General features: G+C 41.0%; 1 protein-coding gene. It reads left to right on the forward strand.

The window, feature by feature from the left end; translation table 11 throughout:
• The first annotated feature begins 142 nt into the window (after nt 1-142).
• Nucleotides 143-331, forward strand: a complete 189-nt coding sequence (locus CXF64_RS20875; protein WP_423810673.1) for a DUF6363 domain-containing protein — start codon at nt 143-145, stop codon at nt 329-331.
• Nucleotides 332-346 lie beyond the last annotated feature (15 nt).

Consider the following 346-nt stretch of genomic DNA (forward strand, 5'->3'; position numbering starts at 1 on the left):
TTGTAACCTAGTGGGCTAAGTAAAAACCGAGCAACAAAGAGTTAATCGTCCCTAGAAAGAACCCTTTGGGCAGCGCATGTTTGGTATTTATGCTGCGTTATCGCCTATTCATGGGGAATAACCACACTACATAGGCTCCGCCTTGCCTAAAAGCCAAACATACTGCTGCAAATTCACCCACCAAAGATCAACACGCCCTAGTGACTGCAAAATCAATATCATTGCACCACCGGCTAATTTTAAAGTTGGGCGTACCACTAAAAAGTTTGAAATACTTAATAGTGGTTACAACATGGGAGTTGATACTGCTAAGACCTTTTTAGCTAAATAACTGCATTATTTAACC

Source organism: Pseudoalteromonas sp. GutCa3 (genome assembly GCF_002836155.1).
Classification (GTDB): domain Bacteria; phylum Pseudomonadota; class Gammaproteobacteria; order Enterobacterales; family Alteromonadaceae; genus Pseudoalteromonas; species Pseudoalteromonas arctica.